Below are 16,854 nucleotides of genomic sequence, written 5' to 3'. Positions count from 1 at the left end.
TGTGCAGGCCTGCGCTCAGGCGCTCAGCAGCCCGCAAAATGCGGCCGCGTTCGACAGAATCACCTCAAGCGTATTGCGCGAGGCCGTTGCCAAGCGACCAATTCTCTTTCGCGACCTCGACAAGGCTCACGAACACGTCCTCTGGCCGGACGCCGGGGCGTTCGCCGAGCAGCTCCGCGATCCGCCGGAACAGCTCTTTCTTCTGTTCCACGGTGCGGGTGTTGTTCGCGGTGATCTGGATAAACACGAGATCGTCGCTCCGGGCGATGCCAAGATAAGACGCGCCGTAGCGGAAGTTCGCAGCGTCATGCTCCGTGATGGTCATGAACTGGTCGTCTTCGGGCACGTTGAACGTTTCGTGCATCGCGCGGTAAAGGCTGTCGAAGATCGCTTGCCGGTAGGCTTCCGGCTTTCCGGCGCGCAGGGAGAGGTGTAGCAGCGGCATCTGGGGTCCTTTCAATTCAATCCGGGCTCAACAGTAAATGCCGCCTGACTATTTCAGCAAGCTATGAAAGTTGATATCAAAGATAATCATCAGAAATGATCGAGCGCCCCCTCGACTTGGATGCCGTCCAGGCTTTCGTGCGCATCGCCGAGCTTGGCAGCTTCACGCGCGCGGCCGAAGCCATGCAGACGACGCAGGCCGCGGTCAGCCTGAAGCTCAAGCGGCTCGAAGAGCGGCTCGGTTGCCGGCTCGTGGAGCGGACGCCCCGCTACGTGCAGCTTTCGGCGCGGGGCGCAGCCTTCCTCGAACACGCCCGCGAACTCTTGGCGGCACACGATCGGGCGCTCGCCGTGTTTGTCGAAGCCCGGCAGCGCCTCACCATCGGCATCAGCGACCATGTTGCGGGGCCGGATCTCCCCGCGCTGATCGCGCGCATGAACGCGCAAGACCCGCAGCTGTTGATCGAAATCCGCATCGGATCGTCGGGCGATCTGCTTCAAAGCTTCGACCGGCGGGAACTCGACACGGTGATCGTCCGCCTGCATGCCGGGCGCAGCGACGGGGAACTTCTTACCGAAGAACAGTTCGGCTGGTTCGCGGCGCCAAGCTGGCAGCAGCGCGCGGGCGAGCCCCTGCCGCTTGCCACGCTTGCCGAGCCCTGCGGCGTGCGTGTGATGGCCGGGCAGGTTCTCGATGCGGCAGGCGTGCCCTGGACAGAAATTTTCGTCGGCGGCGGCGTTGCGGCGGTCGCTGCGGCCGTCATGGCCGGGCTCGGCGTTGCTGCATTGGCTCCGCGCATGCTGCCATTTGGCGCCGTTGACGTAGGCCCCAAGCTCGGACTTCCCGATCTACCGCGCTTGCCGGTTCTGCTTCACTCGAGGGTCAAGGACGGCCGGCCGCGCGATGCGCTTGCTGCGCTTTCGGCTGCCTTCCGGAGCGCGGTGCGAGGCTAGCTGCCAACGTGGGACGCGCCGGCCGGCCAGTCGCGTCGGCTTCCCAGGCTGTGGAGGTGGGTTCTGGTGCCTCCGACAGGAATCGAACCTGTATCTGCCGCTTAGGAGGCGGCCGTTCTATCCGTTGAACTACGGTGGCGGCGGGCTGGATTGTAGGAGGCCGGGCCGCCTTCAGTTCCAGCGGAAGATCCAGATCAGGTCCACCGCCGGGTCTTCGCCCGACTGGGCGCGCAGCGTGAAGCGCCGCGCGATGCGGTAGATCAGCTGCCAGTTGCCGGCCGTCGCGTTCAGGCCGCGCTCGTAGCCGACGTAGACGCGGTCGGAGATCTGCTTGCCGACCGTGACCACGGTCTCCTTGACGGCGCCGTCGCTTTGCCGCACCGACAGCTCGTCGAGCTGCAGCAGGCCGGCCACGTCCAGCGGGTTCTTGCCGTCGGCGCCATCGCCGGCCAGCAGCGCGAAGGCGGCGCGCTGCAACAGGAGGATGTCGCCGCCGGCGAGGCTGTCGTAGCTGCGGCCGGTGACCAGCAGCGCGAGCTTCTCGGTGCCCGGCAGCTCGGGGTCCGAGAACAGCCGCACCCGCGGCGACTGCACGTTGCCGCCGACGATGACGCCGACGCGGGTGTCGGTGTTGGCGCGCACCGCCTGGATGTCGAGCCGCGGGTTGGCGATGTCGCCCACGAAGGTGATCACGCCGCGCTCGATGGCGAGCTTCTGGCCGTAGGCCTCGTAGGTGCCGGCGTCGGTGCGGATCTCGCCGTGGGCGGCGAGCTTGCCGCCAGGCGTGGTGAGGCGCAGGTCGCCTTCGATCCGGGTGTCTAGGCCGCGGCCGCGCAGCTTGAAGCGCGGTCCGAGGTTCAGCGCGAGGCGCAGGTCGACGGCGCGCGGCGCGCGGCGTGGTGCGGCCTCGGCGTCGGCTGCGTCGTCGGCACGGCGCACGGTCACGTCCTCGCCGAGCGTCGGCGCGTCGCTGCGGCTGATGTCGACCAGGCCCTCGTCGGCCCGCACGTCGCCGTCGATCTTGATCGTCTGCGCGTCGAGCGTCAGGCTGGCCTTGCCGCTGACGACGACGCGCCGGTCGACGCGGCCGAGCACCGTGGCGCGTTCGGCGCTCACCTGCAGCTGGGCCTGCGGCTGCTCGCCGAGGCGCGCGTCGCCGCTGGCGCGCAATTCACCCTCGCCGGCCTTGAAGCGCAGCGTCGTCAGCCGTGCGGTGCCGCCCTCGAAGCGGGCATCGAGCGCGCCGTCGGACAGCGCCACGCCTTCCAGCGCGTTGCGCAGTGCGAGCTGCCGGCCGGTGACTTCGCCGGTCAGGTCGGGCCCGCCGAAGCGCCCGCCGACCAGCAGCGTGCCGTCCAGCTGTCCACCCAGCCGCCAGCCGGCGGGCACCCAGGCGCCCCAGGCGCCCAGGTTCTCGACCTGCACCCGCAGCGCGCCTTCCACCGGCGCATCGGCAGCGGGCCACAACAGGCCCGGGGTGGTGTGCACCGTCTGCGAGCCGACCACGCGCCCCAGGTTGCTGCCCGCAACCAGCTGCGTGAAGCGCCACACGCCGGCGTCGGCGGTGAATTCGATGCGTGCGTCGCTCAGGCCCAGCGGCTGGATGCTGCCGAACTCGTTGATCTGCAGGTCGCCGCCGGTGCGCACGATCTCGATGCGCGCGCTCACCGTCGGGTCGCTGTGCACGCGGAGCTGCGCGCCGACGCGCAGGTCGCCGACCCAGCCGAAGTCGGGCTGCAGGCGCTGCAGCAGGCGGGCCACCTCGAAGGGCTCGACATCGGCCTGCAGGTCGAGCTGCGGCGCGGCGTCGCCGCGGCGCTCCCAGCGCAGCGTGCGCCAGCGCAGCACCGCACCCAGCACGTCGGCGCTGCCCGGCTCCATCTGCCAGCGCAGCAGCCGTTCGTCCTGCTGCAGCTCGAAGGCGAGGTCGCGCGCCACGACCAGCGGCAGCGGTGCAGGGCGGGTCGTGCTGATGGCGTTGCCATCGCCCGCTGAGGCGGTTGTGGCGGGAGCGGCCGGCTTTGCCGGAGCCTCGGGCGCGGGCAGCAGGGCCAGCTCGGGGAGGCTCACGCGCCAGATGTTGGGCGCACCGGCTTCGCCCGCGCGCCAGCCGCCGGCGAGGCGGGCGACCAGGCTCAGCGGCGCCGGCTCGGCGCCGCCTTCGCTGCCGGGCGTTTGCAGCTGCCGCAGCGTGGCGTGCAGGCTGGCGCGGTGTTCGCCGAGCGTGCCGTCGGCCTGCAGCGTGGCGTTCGGCAGCAGCAAGCCCGGCAGGCGCAGGTTGGCGGCCGCCAGCTGGGCCTGCAGCGCGGTCCGCGCCAGCGCGCTGCCGCCGGCGTCGCTGCCGGGCAAGGTGGCTTCCCACTGGCCGTTCGCCGTCTCGACCTGGACACTGCCGACCTGAAGACGATCGAACTTGAAGCTGCCGCGCGTGACGAGCGCAGCGCGTGCCGTGCCGCCGAGCAGCCAGCTGCCGAGCGCGCCTTCGGCGTGGGTCTCGAGCTGGGCGCCGCCGGCCAGCGCACCGAGCCCCAGCGCATCGGCCAGCGGCGCCAGTTGCGCGAGGGCGGGTGCGTCGAGCCGCAGCGTCAGCTGCTCGTCGCCGGTGGCCGGCGCCCCGCTGCCACGCACCGGTGCGCGCAACCGCAGGTCGAGCTGGGCCTGGTTGTCGGCGGCACTGGCGTTCACCTTGGCGCTGAGCTGGCCGCGGCCGTCGGCGTCGGCCTCCAGCTTCAGCGCGAGCGGCTGGCCGGCGAAGGCGCTGTCGCTCAGGTCGGCGCGCAGTGTGCCGCGCAAGCCGTTCAGCAGGGCGGCGGTATCGGCGGCGACCGCCGGCAGCTGAGCGCGCAGGCTGGCCTGGCCGTTGAGGGCATTGCGGCTGCGGCGCCAGGTTGCCGCGGGCTCGCCCGGCAGCCACGCCGCCGGGTCGAAGGCCGAGAGCTTCAGGTCGGCCTCGGTGTCCCAGCGCTCGCCGGTGCGCTGTGCGCGGCCTTTGCCGTCGAGCCGGGCCGCGCCGGCGCGGGCGCTGAGCGTGTCGATGACGGCAAGCGTCGGCGTGGCGCTGCCGCGCAGCGCGAGTTGCACGCTGCCGCGCAGCGGCGCAGGCGCATTGCGCTGGGCCGGACCGAGCAGCGCGCCGTCGAGCCGCGCGTCGAATTCGAGGCGGCCGAAGGCCGGCGCGGGGTCGAGTCCGGCGGCCGGCGGCACATGCTTCAGGTCGACCGGGCCGCTCAGCCGCAGCGGCGGGCCGCGCAGGTCCAGCCCTTGCAGCAGCACGCCGTCGAGCTTGAGCTGCGCCTGCGCGTTGCGGCCGTCGATGCGGCCGCTGGCCTCGATGCGGCCGGCCGGGGTGCGTGCGTCGGATGCCAGCTGCACGTGGGCGCGTTCGATCTCCCAGGCCGTGCCGCGGCCTCGCAGCAGCAGGTCGATCTCGCGCAGCGGCGCGCGCCGCTGGTCCCAGCGGCCCGGTGCGTCGTTGCGCACCTGGGCCCGCAGCACCAGCGGCTGATCGGCGTCGAGCTGGACCACGGCGCTGCCGCTCAATTCGGTGGTCGGCGGCGGGCTGCCGGTGGCCGGCACGAACGGAGCGAGCAGCCGCGCCAGGTCGAGCTGCGCGAAGCGTGCGTCGAGCTGTGACACCGGCAAGGCGTCGAAGGGCGTGACCTGGGCCTTCGCGTCGATGCGTTGCGCCTGCATCACCACGGTGGCTTGCGCATCGAAGCGGCTCAGTGGCCCGGCGGCCTGCAGCGCCAGCGTCACGTCGCGGGCCCAGGCCGGCACCTGCGTCTCGGTGGCGCCGGCGGCGCTGTGCAGTGCGAAGCGGGCACGCAGCTGCAGTGGCGCGGTGGCCTCGATCTGGCCGCCGCCTTCGGCCTGCAGGCCGTTCCAGCGCAGTGCCAGGGCCTCGATGCGGTGGGTGGCGCCGGCCTCGAGGCGGGTGCTCAGGGCCTCGATCGGTGTGCCGAGCCCCGGCAACTGAAGCCGCTCGATGCGCAGCGCGTCGATGCGTGCCGTCAACGGCAGTTGCAGCTGCACGGGCGCGCTCGCCGGCGGCGCCGGCTCGGGCGAGGGCGCGAGCTCGACCACCACGCTCCGGGCTGCCAGCGTGCGGGCCTGCAGGTGGACAAACGGGGCTTCGATGCGCCAGTCGCCGAGCTGCAGGCCGCTCGATCGCAGCCCGTCGATGCGCACCGCGCTGCGCCCGACAGTGACCGACAGCCGCAGCAGCGAGAACTCGCTGTCGGGCCCGAGCAGGGCCCCGCGGGGCTGTTCGAGCGCGAGGCCCGGCACATGGAGGGCGGCCTGTTCGAGCCACCAGCGCGTGCCGGCCTCGGTGTGCAGCGCCTGCCACGCGGATGCCACGAGGACGGCCGCGGCCAGCGGCAGCGCGAGCAGCGCGCCCAGCAGCCAGGGCCAGCGGCGCGGGGCGCGCGGCGCGGGCCGGGCCGGGGGCGGCGGGCGCGACGGCGGTGCGCGATCGACCGCCATCAGAAGGTCACTCCCACGCTGATGTGCAGCCGCGCCGCCTTGACCTGCTGACCGTAGGCGAGGTCGATCCGCAGCGGGCCGATCGGGCTGCGCCAGCGCACGCCGACGCCGTAGCCGATGGCCGGGTCGTAGTCGTCCCAGGTCTGTGCGGCATTGCCGGCGTCGACGAAGACGGCGCCGTACCAGTTGCGCCAGTTCGGCGAGCTGTTCGACAGGCGATGGGCCAGCTCGAGGCTGCCGGTGGCCAGCACCGGACCGCCGACCACCGCGCCGTCGCGCACCGGGCCGAGCGTGCGGTAGCCGTAGCCGCGCACCGAGTCGTCGCCGCCGGCGCGGAACAGCAGCGAGTCCGGAATGCCCAGCGAGTCCTTCTTCAGCACCTGTCCGACCTCGCCGCGCAACTGCCCGAGCCAGCCGCCCGGCAACTGCTGGTACCAGACGGCCTGCAGGTAGAGGCGGCTGAAAGGGCCGCGGTCGTTGTCGGAGTCGTAGGCCACGCCGGCGCCGCCCTGGGCGCTCAGGATCAGGCCACGGGTCGGGAACACCAGGTTGTTGACGTCGCGGTGCACCCACTCGTAGTTGGCGAGCAGCGCGCGGTCGGTGCTGCGGGCGGTCGCGGTCTCGAGCGTGGTGCGGTTGTATTCCAGGTAATAGAGGCGGTCGACCCGCTCGCTGTCGCGCGTGCGGCCGACGCGCACCCGCTGGGTCTGCGTCAGCGCGCCGCCGGCGTCGAGGTAGTCGGCACTCAGGCCGAGCAGGTTGCGGTAGCCACCGGGTTGCGGATAGGTCAGCAGGTCGAACGAGGCCGTGCGTTCGTCGCGGCCGATCTTGAGCTTGGTGGTGGCGACGAGGTCGTGGCCGAAGACGCGGCGGTGCGTGTGCTCGATGCCGACCCGCGGCCCGGTGTTGCTGGAGTAGCCGACGCTGAGCGTGGCGTTTTGCACCTTGTTCTCGCGCAGCTTGGCGTAGACGATCGCATGATCGGCGCCCTCCGGGCTCTGATCGAGCTCGACCGCCACGCCTTCGTAGAGTCCCGACTTCTGCAGCGCTTCCTGGTAGTCGAGCAGCTTCTTCTCGGTGTAGGTCGATCCGATCTCGAAGGGCAGGACGTTCAGCGCCGCCTCCTGGGGGGTGCGCTCCAGTCCCTCGACCCGCACCTCGCCGATGCGGTAGAGCGGCCCGCTGTCGACGACGACGAACAGCCGCACCCTGTTGTTCGGCGCGTCCACCTCGGCACCGGTGCCCGAGAGACTGGCGTTTGCATAGCCGCGCGTTCGCAGGTTGGCGAGCAGCGTGTTCTTGGCCGCCGTCCAGGCCGACTGGCTGAACGGCGCACCGGTCTTCAGCGGCCAGCGCGCGGTCAGGCGTTGCCACCGGGTGTTCAGCTCCTTGTCGCCGGCGTTCATCGCGTCACCGAACGGGCCCTGTATTTCGAGCTGCACGCGGCCGACCCGCGCCGGCGTGCCGGGATCGACCCGCAGTCTCACGGTCGGCGGGCCGCCGGCCGGGTCGTCGTCGCGCTTCACCTCGACACGGGCGTTGAAGTAGCCCTCGGGCTCGAGCAGGCTGCGTGTCTGGTCGGGCGCGGCGGCGATCAGGCGGCCGACCTCGACCACCGAGATGTCGGCCTGCTCGCGAAAACGGGCCAGATCGAGGTGGCGCACGAGCAGCGTGCGCAGCGGGTTCGGTGCACGCACCTCGAGCCGGTAGGCGGCGTTGGCACCGGCCTCCAGCGTGGTGACGCCGGTGTCGAACACCGGCGCCTTGTCGGCCTCGGCCTTGTCCTGGGTGGCCTCGTCGAGCGCCCGGTCGGCCCGGGCGTCGGCACGGGCCGTGTCCTCGTCGTCGGCCTGGGCGCGAGACAGCTGCGGCAGCAGCACACCGCAGCCGCAGGCGGCGGCCAGCAGCAGCGGTCCGAGGCCCTGCAGCAAGGCGCCCACCGGCCCCGGCCTGCTCACTTGCTCAGCAGGCGCATCGCAGCCTCGAGTCCCTGCAGCGTCAGCGGGAACATGCGCTGCTGCATCAGTTGCTGGATGATCGCGATGCTCTGCCGATAGCCCCACACCCCCTGCGGTTCCGGGTTGATCCAGGCGTAGTTCGGGAAGGCGTGGGTCAGGCGCTGCAGCCACTCGGCGCCCGGCTCCTCGTTGTTGTACTCGACGCTGCCGCCGGGCTGCAGGATCTCGTAGGGGCTCATCGTCGCGTCACCGACGAAGACGAGCTTGTAGTCGCGGTTGTACTTGCGGATCACGTCCCAGGTCGAGTGCTTCTCGCTGAAGCGGCGCCGGTTGTGCTTCCACACGAAGTCGTAGACGCAGTTGTGGAAGTAGTAGAACTCGAGGTGCTTGAACTCGGTCTTGGTGGCGCTGAAGAGCTCTTCCACGCGGTGGATGTGTTCGTCCATCGTGCCGCCGACGTCCATCAGCAGCAGCACCTTAACCTTGTTGTGGCGCTCGGGCACCAGCCGGATGTCCAGCAGGCCGGCATTGGCGGCGGTGCGGTGGATGGTGTCGTCGAGGTCGAGTTCGAGCTCGTTGCCCTCACGCGCGAAGCGGCGCAACCGGCGCAGCGCGACCTTGATGTTGCGCGTGCCGAGCTCCCTGGTGTCGTCGTAGTCCTGGTAGGCGCGCTGCTCCCACACCTTGACGGCGCCCTGGTTCTTGCCCGCGCCGCCGATGCGCACGCCCTGCGGGTTGTAGCCGGAGTGGCCGAACGGCGAGGTGCCGCCGGTGCCGATCCACTTGGCGCCGCCCTCGTGGCGTTCCTTCTGCTCCTCGAAGCGCTTCTTCAGCGTCTCCATCAGCTCGTCCCAGCCCATCTTCTCGATCGCGGCCTTCTGTTCCGGCGTCAGTTCGAGCTCCAGGGTGCGGCGCAGCCAGTCGAGCGGCACGTCCTGGGTGAAGTCGGCCAGCCTCTCCACGCCCTTGAAGTAAGCGGCGAAGGCGCGGTCGAACTTGTCGAAGTGGGCCTCGTCCTTGATCAGCGTGGTGCGGGCCAGGAAGTAGAACTGCTCGACCGAGGGCTGGCCGTCGCGCTCGGCCAGGCCGGCCTGCAGCCCCTCGAGCAGCGTGAGGTACTCCTTGATCGAGACGGGCAGCTTCGCACTGCGCAGCGTGTAGAAGAAATCGATCAGCATGACGTCACCCGAGGGTCGCGGGCGCGATGCGCGCCGGCCGATGAGCGTCGATGGTAGCCCTGGCGATTGCGGCGCGGGCGGCCATCAACCCGCTTGCGGCTGCGGGCACCCAGCCCCGGCCGCGGGCCGATCCGAAGTTCAGCGCGGTCGCTGCAGCTGCCACTGCAGGTGCGCCTTCACGGTCGGCCATTCCGCCGCGGTGATGCTGTAGACCGCGGTGTCGCGCAGTGTGCCGTTGGCGGCGCGCTGGTGGGCGCGCAGCACGCCGTCGAGCTGCGCGCCGAGCCGTTCGATCGCGCGCCGGCTCTGGGTGTTGAGCCGGTGGGTGCGGAACTCGACCGCGATGCACGCCAGCGTCTCGAAGGCGTGCGTCAGCAGCAGCAGCTTGCACTCGGTGTTGAGCGCGGTGCGCTGCACGCGCAGCGCGTACCAGGTCGAGCCGATCTCGACGCGCCGGTTCACCGCGTCGATGTTCATGTAGGTGGTCATGCCGACCGGCGCGCCGGCGGCGTCCAGCACCGTGAAGGGCAGCATCGAGCCGGCGGCATGCAGCGCCAGCCGGCGGGCGATCTCGGCCCCCATGGCCTCGGGCGCCGGGATGGCCGTGTACCAGAGCCGGTGCAGTTCGCCTTCCCCACTGGCCTGCGCGAGCGCGGTGGCGTGCGCGGGGGAGAGCGGCACCAGGCTGGCCTGCGTGCCGGCAAGCGTGACCGGCGACGTGATGGGCGTGGCGCTCATTGGGGTAGCTTCGTGAAGGTTCGTGCCAGCGTGCGCGCCAGCCACTTGCCGAGGCCGCAGCCCAGCACGATGAACACCAGCCCGACCATCTGCGACGTGCCGTAACCGGCAGCGCCGACGAAGTCGAAGCCCAGCAGCCGGCCCAGGCCCCAGCCGGCCAGGGCGCCGAGCGTGAAGCCCAGCGCATCGGCCACGCCGATGACGAGCGCGCGACGGGTGTCGTTCTGCATGCCGGCGCTCAGCGGTTGCGCTGCTGCATGAACACCAGCTTCTCGAACAGGCTCACGTCCTGCTCGTTCTTCAGCAGCGCGCCCAGCAGCGGCGGGATGGCGACCTTGTCGTCCTGGCTCTGCAGCGCGGCCAGCGGAATGTCCTCGGCCACCAGCAGCTTGAGCCAGTCGAGCAGCTCGCTGGTGCTGGGCTTCTTCTTCAGGCCGGGCAGGCCGCGCAAGTCGTAGAAGCTCTTGAGCGCCGAGGCCAGCAGCTCCTTCTTGAGGTTCGGGAAATGCACGCCGACGATCTTGCGCATCGTCTCGGCCTCGGGGAACTTGATGTAGTGGAAGAAGCAGCGGCGCAGGAAGGCGTCGGGCAGCTCCTTCTCGTTGTTGGAGGTGATGAACACCAGCGGCCGGTGCCGCGCCTTGACCAGCTCGCGCGTCTCGTAGACGTGGAACTCCATGCGGTCGAGCTCGCGCAGCAGGTCGTTCGGGAATTCGATGTCGGCCTTGTCGATCTCGTCGATCAGCAGCGCCACCGGCTGCTCGGCGGTGAAGGCCTGCCACAGCACGCCCTTGACGATGTAGTTGCGGATATCGCGCACACGCTGCGCGCCTTCGACGTCGGAGAGCTGGCTGTCGCGCAGGCGGCTCACCGCATCGTACTCATACAGGCCCTGCTGGGCCTTGGTGGTGCTCTTGACATGCCACTGCAGCAGCGGCAGCTCCAGCGCCGCCGCCACTTCCTCCGCCAGCATCGTCTTGCCGGTGCCCGGCTCGCCCTTGATCAGCAGCGGGCGCTGCAGCGTGATCGCCGCGTTGACCGCGAGCATCAGGTCGGGGGTGGCGACGTACTGGTCGGAGCCTGCATATTTCATGGCGCGGGGAGTCGGCTGAAGGTGGCCGATTCAGTATAGGGGGCCCGTATACTCCGCCGCTGAACTCAACCCACCGCCGGACCATGAAGACACTGTTCCCCGCGATGATCGCGCTGCTCCTGACGGGCTTCGCCGCTGCGACGCAAGCGCAAGACAAGGCCGGCGATGCCGCTGCCGGCCAGAACAAGAACGCCATGTGCATCGGCTGCCACGGCATCACCGGCTACCAGGCGAGCTTCCCGGAAATCTACAAGGTGCCGATGATCGCCGGCCAGAACGCCAAGTACATCGTGGCGGCGCTGAACGCCTACAAGAAGGGCGACCGCAAGCACCCGACCATGCGCGGCATCGCCGACTCGCTGAGCGAACAGGACATGGCCGACCTGGCGGCCTACTACGAGACCCAGGGTGGCCCGCGCGCCGAACTGCCGGCCACGCCCGTCAAGGTGCCGGGCCCGGAGGTCGCCGAACTGCTCAAGAAGGGCAGCTGCGCGGCCTGCCACGGCGAGAACTTCAGCAAGCCGATCGACGGCAGCTACCCCAAGCTGGCCGGCCAGCACGGCGACTACCTCTACGTCGCCCTGAAGGCCTACGGGACGCAGGGCAACGCGAACGTGGGGCGAGCCCACGCGATCATGGGCGCGCAGGTCAAGGCCTTCAGCCACACCGAGCTCAAGGGCCTGTCGGGTTACATCGCTTCCCTGCCCAGCGACCTGAAGACGGTGCCGCAGTCGAAGTTCAAGTAGGACGCCCCGGCGCTGGCGCCCGGGCCGAGCCGCCGACCGTGAGGTCCGGCGGCTTTTTCCTGTCTGTGGTGTGATGGGCTGCGGCGGCGGGCACTTCAGTCCTGTCGCAGCGGGCCGATACAGGGGCAGGTACGACCCACCGGAGCCCCCAGGCATGTTGAAGCGAATAGCGACCGACCAGCTGCGGCCCGGGATGTACCTGCACGAACTCTGCGGTTCATGGATGGATCATCCGTTCTGGCGCTCCAGGTTCGTGCTGAAGAGTCTGGCGGACATCGAGAAGATCCGCAGCAGCGGCATCAGCGAGGTGTGGATCAACGTCGAGGTCGGCATGGACGTCGACGGCGGCGCCAACGAGACCGAGGTGCGCGAGGAGATCGAGCGCGAGCTCGAGGCCGCGGCCACGGCGCCGAGCCCGCTGATCGACTTGCCGCGTTCGCGAGACGAGCAGTTGGCGCAGGCGCGCAAGCTGATTGGCCGCTCGCGCGAGGCCGTGACCTCGATGTTCGCCGAGGCGCGCCTGGGGCGCGCGATGGACGTCGGCCAGGGGCGTCGGCTCGTCGAGGAGATCGCCGGTTCGGTGATGAGCAATCCCGGGACGCTGCTGAGTCTGGCGCGATTGAAGACCCAGGACACCTACACCTACCTGCATTCGGTCGCCGTGTGTGCGCTGATGGTGTCGTTGGGGCGTCAGCTCGGGCTGTCCGATGCGCAGGTGCGCGAGGCCGGCCTGGCCGGGCTGATGCACGACCTCGGCAAGGCGGTGATGCCGCCGCCCGTGCTCAACAAGCCGGGCCGCCTGACCGACGAGGAGTTCGCGATCATGCGCACCCACCCGGAGCGCGGGCACGCGCTGCTGCTGGAGGGCGGCAGCGCGCCGCCCGAGGTGCTGGACGTCTGCCTGCACCACCACGAGAAGGTTGACGGCAGCGGCTATCCGTACCAGCTCGCCGGCGATCAGATCTCGCTGCTCGCCAAGATGGCTGCCGTGTGCGACGTCTACGACGCGATCACGTCGGACCGACCGTACAAAATGGGCTGGGACCCGGGCGAGTCGCTGCGGCGGATGGCCCAGTGGAAGGGGCATTTCGATCCACTGGTGTTCCAGGCTTTCGTCAAGACGGTCGGCATCTACCCGGTCGGCTCGCTGGTGCGCCTGCATTCCGGGAGCTTGGCCGTCGTGATCCAGCAGAACCCGGCATCGCTGCTGACGCCCAAGGTCAAGGTCTTCTTCAGCACCAAGTCGAACCAGCGCATCGTGCCGGAGGAAATCGACCTGGGCAGCCCGTGGTGCAAGGACAAGGTGATGGGCTGCGAGCCGCCGGACAAGTGGTCGTTCAAGGACATCGACCGGCTCTGGGCCGGGGAGGCCGCCAGGCCCTGAGGGACTTGCGGTGCCTGTCTACACTCGGCGGTCGTCCGCTCGAGCGAAGAACCGCCATGCCGTCCCTGTTCCGATTCCCGCTGGCGCTGCTGCTGGCCGCGCTGGCTTCGTCCGGCCCGGCCCAGACGCTGCGCTGGGCCAGCCAGGGCGACGTCCAGACCCTGGATCCGCATTCGCAGAACGAGTCGCTGACCAACCAGATCAACGGCCAGGTCTACGAGTCGCTGGTCAACCGCGACAAGCAGCTCGCCATCGAGCCGGTGCTCGCCACCGAGTGGCAGCAGCCGGCACCGACGCTGTGGCGGCTGAAGCTGCGCCCGAAAGTCAGCTTCCATGACGGCAGCCCGTTCACGGCCGACGACGTGGTGTTCTCGGTGCTGCGCGCGCGCGCGGCCTCGTCGGGGATCCGCGTCTATGCCAGCGCGCTCGGCGAGCCCAGGCAGGTCGATGCGCTGACGGTCGAATTCAGGCTGGCGCAGGTCAACCCCATCTTCCTGCAGCACCTGAGCACCGTGCAGATCATGAGTCGCGCCTGGAGCGAGAAGCATGGCGCGACCCGGCCGCTGGACTTCAAGAACAAGCAGGAAGGCTATGCGTCGCTGAACGCCAACGGCACAGGCCCGTTCATGCTGGTCTCGCGCCAGCCCGACGTGAAGACGGTCTACAGGCGCAACCCGGCCTGGTGGGGCCGCTTCGAGGGCAACCTGCAACAGGTGGTCTACACGCCGATCAAGAGCGACGCCACGCGCTCGGCGGCGCTGATCTCGGGCGAGCTCGACTTCGTGCTCGACCCGGCACCGCAGGACATCGCACGGCTGCGCAACACGGCCGGTGTCCAGGTCATCGACGGGCCGGAGAACCGCATCCTGTTCATCGGCATGGACCAGGCGCGCGACAAGCTGCTCTATGGCCGGGTGCCGGGCGACCGCAACCCGTTCAAGGACCTGCGCGTGCGCAAGGCGCTGTACCAGGCCATCGACATCGAGACGATCAAGACCCGGCTGATGCGCGGCCAGTCCCTGCCCACCGGCGGCATCACGCCGTCGCCGCTGGGCGCCTACAACGACCCGCTGCTGGAGAAGCGCCTGCCCTTCGACCTGGCGGCCGCGAAGCAGCTGATGCAGGCGACCGGCTATGCCGACGGCTTCGGGGTCACGCTGGACTGCCCGAACAACCGCTACATCAACGACGAGGAGATCTGCCTCGCGCTGGCCGCGATGTGGGCGCAGCTCAAGGTGAAGGTGAGCGTCAACGCGATGCCGCGCAGCACCTACTTCGCGAAGCTGGAGAAGCTCGACACCTCGATGTACCTGCTGGGCTGGGGCGGCTCGATCACGGACGCCGAGACCACCCTGACGCCGGTCTTGCGCAGCCGCACGCCGGGAGACCAGAGCGGCGTGGGCAGCTGGAACTTCGGTGGCGCGAAGGACGCGAAGCTCGACGAACTGGCCGCCGCCTCGAGCCGCGAGTCCGACGCGAAGAAGCGCGAGGCGCTGGTCAAGGCGGCGCTGGCGCGGCACAACGAGCTGGTGCTGAGCCTGCCGCTGCATCGCCAGATCGTGCCCTGGGCGGCGCGCGGCAACGTGACGGTGGTCCACCGGGCCGACAACTGGCTCGAGTGGTCCTGGATCAGCGTCAAGTGACGCGTCCGGTGAACCGGGCTTCAGCGCGTCGCGCGCCGCCGTACGCAGTCGATATAGGCCTCGCCATCCGGCGGCAGGCCGCTGCGCTGCGAGGCCCAGACCATCTCGCCCAGGCACTCCATCATCTCGTGCTGCGCCTCGTGAGCCGAGCCGCGCCGGGCGGTCAGCAGCTCGAACGCCTGCTTGATGCCGCGCGGCTGGTCGACGCTGACCTGCTCGGTGATCGACAGGTGCATCGACAGGTGCAGGAAGGGGTTGGTGCGGCCCTCCTCGACGCTGTAGCTGGCCACCACCGCGGCGTCGGCGTCGGCGAGGTCGGCGTAGTACTCGGGATGCTCGAGAACCCAGTCGGACGCCATCGCCTCGATCGGCGACAGCACCTCGCCGGCGCGCTGCTTACGATGCGCCTCGCAGAAGAAGCGCCGCACCTCGTGTTGGGAGGGTGTGAACATGCGGCGATTGTCGCCGTGCCCGCGCCGCGGCCGGGCCGCCAGGGGCTTGGCCGGTGACGATGCCACCCGTCATCACCGATCCCGCCTTCTATGCCGTGGCCGTGCCCGCGGTGCTGCTGATGGGCGTGAGCAAGAGCGGCTTCGGTGCCGGCTTCGGTGCGCTCGCGACGCCGCTGATGGCGGTCGCGCTGCCGGTGCCGCAGGCGGCGGCCATCATGCTGCCCTTGCTGGCGGTGATGGACGCCTTCGGCCTGGCGGCGCTGTGGCGCGAGGCCGACCGCTCGCTGCTCGAGTTGCTGCTGCCGGCCGGGCTGCTGGGCACGGTGCTCGGCACGCTCAGCTTCGGGCTGCTGCCCTCGTCGACCGTGGCCGGCATCGTCGGTGCACTGACGCTGCTGTTCCTGGCCCAGCGCCAGTTCTTCCCGCCACGCGCCGATGCGCCGCCACCGCCACGTTGGCTGGGTTTCGGGCTCGGCATCGCGGCTGGCTACACGAGCTTCGTCGCCCACGCCGGTGGGCCGCCGGCGCTGGCCTATCTGATGCCGTTGAAGCTGCGGCCGATGGTCTTCGCCGGCACCACGGCGGTGTTCTTCGCGGCGGTCAATGCGTCGAAATGGATCCCGTACGCCTGGCTCGGGCTGATCGATCTGCGCAACCTGACGACCTCGCTGCTGTTGATGCCGCTGGCGCCGATCGGCGTGTGGATCGGCGTGCGCCTGGCGCGGCGCATCGAGCCGACGCTGTTTTACCGGCTGCTCTCGCTGGGCATGTTGCTGACCGGCGTGAAGCTGCTGTGGGACGGGCTGCGCGGCTGAGGGCCTTAGGATTCGGGCCCTGTGGCGCCGTCGGCGCCGTGACCTCGGCAGACAGGACCCCCGTATGAAGCCCTTTGCTATCGTCCCCGCGCACCAGGCCTGCGGCTGCTGCACCGACGCAGCGATTCGTCGCACGGCTGCGGCCGCGTGGGTGCCGCGATGAGCGGCACGCTGCACTTCGAGCGCGATCCGCGCGATCCGCGCATCGGCCTCGTCACACTGTCCAACGCGGGCAAGCTCAATGCGATCAGCGTTGCAATGTGGCGCGAGCTCGCCGAACTGGCGGCGGCCCTCGAAGCGATGCGGCCGGTGCTGCATGTCGTGATCGTGCGAGGCCAGGGCGGGGATTTCGCGGCCGGGGCCGACATCGCGGAGTTCCCGGCGCATCGTTTCTCGACCGAGGCGCTGCGCGATTACCACGAGCGCCTGGTGGCGCCGGCGCTGCAGGCCTTGCTGGCGACCGATGTGCCGCTGATCGCCCAGATCGAAGGCGGCTGTGTCGGCGGCGGGCTCGAGATCGCGGCGTGCTGCGACCTGCGCATCGCGCAGCACGGCGCACGCTTCGGTATCCCGATCGCCAAGCTGGGTTTCCCGATGGCGCCGGACGAGCTGTCGGTGGTGCTGAATGCGGTGGGGCCGGCAGGCGCGGCCGAGTTGTTGCTGGAGGCGCGCTTCCTCGATGCCGACGAGGCCTTGCAGCGCCGGCTGGTGCAGCGCGTCGTGGCCGACGCCGGCGCGCAGGCCGCGGCGTCGGCCCAGCGCATCGCGGCGCTGCCGGCCTCGGTGGCGCGCGCCAACAAGCGCACGCTGCGCCAACTGCGCCGCGGCGGCCCGACCGACGCCGAGCGGACGCGGCACTTCGGCTATGCCGACAGCGCGACACACCGCGAAGGCGTGCAGGCGTTTCTTGACCGGCGCTTGCCGGAGTTTCCGGACGAACTGGGATGAATGTTCCGCGCCTCCA

The 16,854-nt window shown here is 70.2% G+C and carries 14 protein-coding genes and 1 tRNA gene; 6 read left to right on the top strand and 9 right to left on the bottom strand.

Features of this window, described 5'->3' with window-relative positions; translation table 11 throughout:
• Positions 1 to 64 precede the first annotated feature (64 nt).
• Positions 65 to 445: a tautomerase family protein gene (locus tag ACQY9S_RS10260; protein ID WP_428425432.1), complete on the bottom strand. Its 381-nt coding sequence runs from the start codon at positions 443 to 445 to the stop codon at positions 65 to 67.
• 95 nt (positions 446 to 540) lie between these two features.
• Between ACQY9S_RS10260 and ACQY9S_RS10255 the strand changes: the two genes are divergently transcribed.
• On the top strand, positions 541 to 1,398 hold the full coding sequence (locus ACQY9S_RS10255) for a LysR family transcriptional regulator (RefSeq protein ID WP_428425430.1): 858 nt from the start codon (positions 541 to 543) through the stop codon (positions 1,396 to 1,398).
• Between the two features lie 64 nt (positions 1,399 to 1,462).
• Here ACQY9S_RS10255 and ACQY9S_RS10250 read toward each other — a convergent pair.
• The 7 genes from ACQY9S_RS10250 to ACQY9S_RS10220 form a co-directional block, all read right to left on the bottom strand.
• Positions 1,463 to 1,537, bottom strand: a tRNA-Arg gene (locus tag ACQY9S_RS10250).
• Between the two features lie 32 nt (positions 1,538 to 1,569).
• Positions 1,570 to 5,883 (bottom strand): translocation/assembly module TamB domain-containing protein, encoded by a 4,314-nt coding sequence (locus tag ACQY9S_RS10245; RefSeq protein ID WP_428425428.1) that lies wholly within the window; start codon positions 5,881 to 5,883, stop codon positions 1,570 to 1,572.
• Positions 5,883 to 7,823, bottom strand: a complete 1,941-nt coding sequence (locus tag ACQY9S_RS10240) for an autotransporter assembly complex protein TamA (RefSeq protein WP_428425426.1) — start codon at positions 7,821 to 7,823, stop codon at positions 5,883 to 5,885. The genes ACQY9S_RS10245 and ACQY9S_RS10240 overlap by 1 nt, the downstream gene beginning before the upstream one ends.
• Positions 7,824 to 7,837: 14 nt before the next feature.
• Complete coding sequence (locus ACQY9S_RS10235; RefSeq protein WP_428425424.1) at positions 7,838 to 9,019, bottom strand: vWA domain-containing protein; 1,182 nt, start codon at positions 9,017 to 9,019, stop codon at positions 7,838 to 7,840.
• 138 nt (positions 9,020 to 9,157) lie between these two features.
• Positions 9,158 to 9,757 carry a GNAT family N-acetyltransferase gene (locus ACQY9S_RS10230; protein ID WP_428425422.1) on the bottom strand — a complete coding sequence of 200 codons (600 nt, stop codon included), beginning with the start codon at positions 9,755 to 9,757 and terminating at the stop codon, positions 9,158 to 9,160.
• The gene (locus tag ACQY9S_RS10225) at positions 9,754 to 9,987 is read right to left on the bottom strand and encodes a hypothetical protein (RefSeq protein ID WP_428425420.1); all 234 of its coding nucleotides are present in this window, start codon (positions 9,985 to 9,987) and stop codon (positions 9,754 to 9,756) included. Before ACQY9S_RS10225 ends, ACQY9S_RS10230 begins: the two co-directional genes overlap by 4 nt.
• A gap of 8 nt (positions 9,988 to 9,995) precedes the next feature.
• The gene (locus ACQY9S_RS10220; RefSeq protein ID WP_428425418.1) at positions 9,996 to 10,850 is read right to left on the bottom strand and encodes an AAA family ATPase; all 855 of its coding nucleotides are present in this window, start codon (positions 10,848 to 10,850) and stop codon (positions 9,996 to 9,998) included.
• 83 nt (positions 10,851 to 10,933) lie between these two features.
• Between ACQY9S_RS10220 and ACQY9S_RS10215 the strand changes: the two genes are divergently transcribed.
• The 3 genes from ACQY9S_RS10215 to ACQY9S_RS10205 all read left to right on the top strand — a co-directional run bounded on the left by ACQY9S_RS10215 (position 10,934) and on the right by ACQY9S_RS10205 (position 14,623).
• Complete coding sequence (locus tag ACQY9S_RS10215) at positions 10,934 to 11,596, top strand: c-type cytochrome (protein WP_428425416.1); 663 nt, start codon at positions 10,934 to 10,936, stop codon at positions 11,594 to 11,596.
• Positions 11,597 to 11,750: 154 nt separating this feature from the next.
• On the top strand, positions 11,751 to 12,980 hold the full coding sequence (locus ACQY9S_RS10210; RefSeq protein WP_428425414.1) for an HD-GYP domain-containing protein: 1,230 nt from the start codon (positions 11,751 to 11,753) through the stop codon (positions 12,978 to 12,980).
• A gap of 56 nt (positions 12,981 to 13,036) precedes the next feature.
• Positions 13,037 to 14,623, top strand: a complete 1,587-nt coding sequence (locus ACQY9S_RS10205; protein WP_428425412.1) for an ABC transporter substrate-binding protein — start codon at positions 13,037 to 13,039, stop codon at positions 14,621 to 14,623.
• A gap of 20 nt (positions 14,624 to 14,643) precedes the next feature.
• On the opposite strand, the gene ACQY9S_RS10200 is transcribed toward ACQY9S_RS10205, so the two are convergent.
• Positions 14,644 to 15,075 carry a DUF1841 family protein gene (locus ACQY9S_RS10200; RefSeq protein ID WP_428425410.1) on the bottom strand — a complete coding sequence of 144 codons (432 nt, stop codon included), beginning with the start codon at positions 15,073 to 15,075 and terminating at the stop codon, positions 14,644 to 14,646.
• A gap of 59 nt (positions 15,076 to 15,134) precedes the next feature.
• Between ACQY9S_RS10200 and ACQY9S_RS10195 the strand changes: the two genes are divergently transcribed.
• Together ACQY9S_RS10195 and ACQY9S_RS10190 are read left to right on the top strand one after the other, a co-directional pair.
• Positions 15,135 to 15,890, top strand: coding sequence for a sulfite exporter TauE/SafE family protein (locus tag ACQY9S_RS10195; protein WP_428425684.1), 756 nt, complete (start codon positions 15,135 to 15,137; stop codon positions 15,888 to 15,890).
• A gap of 159 nt (positions 15,891 to 16,049) precedes the next feature.
• Positions 16,050 to 16,838: an enoyl-CoA hydratase/isomerase family protein gene (locus ACQY9S_RS10190; protein ID WP_428425408.1), complete on the top strand. Its 789-nt coding sequence runs from the start codon at positions 16,050 to 16,052 to the stop codon at positions 16,836 to 16,838.
• Positions 16,839 to 16,854: the final 16 nt, after the last annotated feature.

Origin of the sequence: Methylibium sp. (assembly GCF_965279545.1) — a bacterium.
Classification (GTDB): Bacteria; Pseudomonadota; Gammaproteobacteria; order Burkholderiales; family Burkholderiaceae_C; genus Methylibium.
Note: the sequence above shows the minus strand (reverse complement) of the source record. Positions and strands in the feature narration are given on the sequence as shown.